Source organism: Pseudomonas sp. NPDC086566 (assembly GCF_050280885.1).
In the GTDB taxonomy this organism is placed as follows: domain Bacteria; phylum Pseudomonadota; class Gammaproteobacteria; order Pseudomonadales; family Pseudomonadaceae; genus Aquipseudomonas; species Aquipseudomonas vlassakiae.
Genome location: NZ_JBNNWD010000026.1, coordinates 1 through 3,527 on the forward strand (window position 1 = coordinate 1; position 3,527 = coordinate 3,527).

1 protein-coding gene is annotated in these 3,527 nt (G+C 67.3%); it reads right to left on the bottom strand.

Features of this window, described 5'->3' with window-relative positions:
• Positions 1-3,527, bottom strand: a 3,527-nt coding sequence (locus ACQKPS_RS26705) for a condensation domain-containing protein (protein ID WP_427606278.1), incomplete at both ends; no start/stop codon positions are given.

Below are 3,527 nucleotides of genomic sequence, written 5' to 3' on the forward strand. Positions count from 1 at the left end.
TCGGCATTGAGTTCGGCGTAGCTCAGGGTGCGTTCGGCGAAGGTCAGTGCCGGCGCCTGCGGCTGAAGGGCCACTTGCTGTTCGAACAGCTGATGAACGTAAGGCGTGCCCGGGTAATCGCGCGCCGTGGCGTTCCAGTGCCCGATCACCTGCTGGCGCTCATTGGCCTCCAGCAGCGGCAGTTCACCCAACGGGCTATCCGGCTGCGCCATGAACTGCATCAGCAACTGGGTCAGCTGCCCGGCGATGCGGCGAATGGTCGGCTCGGCGAAATCCTGGGTCAGGTAGTTGAAGGCCAGCTCCAGTTCCTCGCCCACCTGGGCGATCAGCGTCAGCGCGTAGCCACTCTGCTCGCTGTAACCCAGGTTGCTGAAGCCAAGGCCGCCCGGGGCCGCCTGTAGTGCTTCGGAAACCGGGTAGTTCTCGAACACCAGCAAGGTGTCGAACAGCGCCTCGCCGTTGCGCCCGGCCAGGCGTTGCACGTCAGCCAGCGGCGTATGTTCGTGGTCGCGCAGGGCCAGGTTCTGCGCCTGCACCGCCTGGGCCCACTGGGCGACGCTGAGCGCGCCGTCCGGGGTGGCGATCACCGGCAAGCTGTTGATGAACAGGCCCAGTTGCTGCTCGATCCCCGGCAGCTCCACCGGGCGCCCGGAAACGGTGGCGCCGAACGCCACGCTGCGCTGGCCGGTGTAACGCTGCAAGAGCAGCAGCCAGGCCGATTGCACTAGGGTATTGAGGGTGACCTGCTGCTGTCGGGCGAACGCCTGCAGGCGCTGGGTCTGTTCGACATTCAACCGGGCGCTGTGCAGCGCCTGGCCGGGCTCGGCGGAGCTCGCCCGGGCGCAGGCCAGGGCCAATCGGGTCGGTTCCTCCAGGGGCGCCAGCTGGGCCTGCCAGAAGCGCTCGCTGGCCGCTTGGTCCTGGCCCTGCAACCATGCAAGGTAGTCCCGATAGCGGCCTTCCGGCGCAGCGACGGTCTGGCCCGCGTAGGCCTGCAGCACCTCGCCAAGCAGGCGTGAGTTGCTCCAGCCATCCATCAGGATATGGTGACTGGTATAGATCAGGTGATGGCTGTCAGCGCCGGTGCGCACCAGGCAAAGCCGCAGCAGCGGTGGGCAGGCCAGATCGAATCCGCGGTCCAGTTCGGCGCTGGCACGCGCATCGAGCTGGCTGGCAGAAGCGGCGCCGCTCTCCTCCACGGTGATCTGCAGACGAGCCTGGCGGTGGATCACCTGGCGCGGCGCCTCCAGCCCGGCGTCCCACAGGAAGCCTGCGCGCAACAGTTCGTGACGGTCGACTGCCTGCTGCCAGGCACTGGCGAAGCGCTCGACGTCAAGGCCACGGATATCCAGGCGCATCTGGTTGACGTAGGTGCGGCCGCGGGCTTCGTACAAACTGTGGAACAGCATGCCTTGCTGCATGGGCGACAACGGGTAGATGTCGGCGATGGTCCGGGCCGGCAGTGCCAGCGCATCGAGCTGTGCCTGGTCCAGCCCGGCCAAGGGCACGTCACTCGGCGTCAGCCCGGCGTGGGCCTCCACCAGGCAATGCGCGATCAGCGCCTCCAGCGCCTGCTGGTAGGCCTCGGCCAGCTGGGCGATGGTTGCCTCGGCAAAGACCTCGCCACTGAAGGTCCAGTTCAGGCTCAGCTCGCCCCCGAACACCTGACCATCGACGCTCAGCCAGTTGCCCAGCGGCGCCTGCGGGTCTTGCCCGGCGCCGCGCCCTTCGCTGGCGGGCACCCACAGCGCGCCCTCGGCGAAGTCGCCATCGAACTGCCCCAGGTAGTTGAAGGTGATGCGCGGCTGCGGCAAGGCCGCTAGCGCTGCGCGTGCCTCGGGGCTGCCCAGGTGGCGCAGCAGGCCGTGGCCCAAGCCCTTGTCCGGGGTGGCACGCAGCTGTTCCTTGATGCCCTTGATCGACGAAGCAATGTCGTCGGCTGGCACCAGGCGCACCGGGAACATGCTGGTGAACCAGCCCAGCGTGCGCGACAGGTCGATGTCGCTGAACAGATCCTCGCGACCGTGCCCTTCCAGTTGCACCAGCGCCGACGATTCGCCGCTCCAGGCGCAGATGACCTGGGCCAGCGCGGTGAGCAGCAGGTCGTTGACTTGGGTGCGGTATGCCGCAGGTGCTTCCTGCAGCAGTTGCCGGGTACGGCTGGCGTCCAGCCGGGTACTGACGTTGCGCACATGCCGGTTGTCCATCGCCCCGTCGGGATTGTCGCGCGGCAACGCCTGCGGCGCGCCGTCCAGCAACTGCTGCCAGTAGCCGAGCTGCCCGACCATGGCTGTGGAACGGGCATGTTCGCTCAGGCGCTCGCCCCAGGCCTTGTACGAGGTGGTCTTGGCTGGCAACTGCAGCGCCTGCCCCGCCTGCAGCTGGCGATAAGCTGCTTGCAGGTCTTCCAGCAAGATGCGCCAGGAAACACCATCGATGACCAAGTGGTGAATCGCCAACAGCAGCCGCTGTGTGCCATCCGGCAGGGTCATCAGGGCCAGGCGCAGCATGGGACCGGTGGCCAGCTCGAGGCTGCGCTGCACCTCGGTGCAGTACGCCGGCAGGTCGTCGAGGCTGAGCAACCGATGCTGCCAGATCAGCCCTTCGGCGCTTACCTGTTGCTGATGGGTCTGCACCCATTCGCCGTCAATCTGCTGGTAGCGCAGGCGCAGGGCGTCATGGTGCTGCAGCAGCGCCTCCAGGGCCCGGGCCAGCCGCTCACTGTCCAGCGGCTCGGCCGGGGCCAGTAGCAATGACTGGTTCCAGTGCTGGCGGTTGGGGATGTCGTTGGCGAAGAACGCCCGCTGAATCGGCAACAGCGGCGCCTCACCGGTCACCGGCCCTTGGTCGATCTGCAGGCTCTCGCTCAGTTGCGCAACCGTGGCCAGGCGGCGAATGCTCTGGTGCTGGAACAGGTCACGCGGGGCGAAGCGGATACCGGCCTGGCGTGCCCGGCTGACGATCTGGATGGAGATGATCGAATCCCCGCCCAGTTCGAAGAAGTTGTCGTCCACGCCGACCTGCGGCAGACGCAGCACGTCTTGCCAGATCAGCGCCAGGCGTTGCTCCAGGGCGTTGCGCGGCGCCTGATATTCGCTGCGCGATTGCGCCGGGTCGGGCTTGGGCAGGGCCTTGCGGTCGAGCTTGCCGTTGGGCGACAACGGCATCTGTTCGAGCAAAACCCACTGCGCTGGCACCATGTAGTCCGGCAGCACATCCAGCAATTGCGCCTTGACGCCTTGCAGGTAGCCGCCCTGGATCTCGGCTTCAGTGCGTGCCAGCGAGGTCGGCTCCGGCACCACATAGGCCACCAGCTGCTTGCCGCTTGGGCCGTCCGCCGCCACCACCACGGCTTCGCGTACCGCCTCCAGTTCCTGCAGGCGGGCTTCGATCTCGCCCAGTTCGATGCGCAGGCCGCGGATCTTCACTTGATGGTCGATGCGCCCGGCATACTCGATCACGCCATCTTCGCGCTGGCGCGCCAGGTCGCCGGTGCGGTACAGGCGCTGGCCAGCGCCGAACGGGCT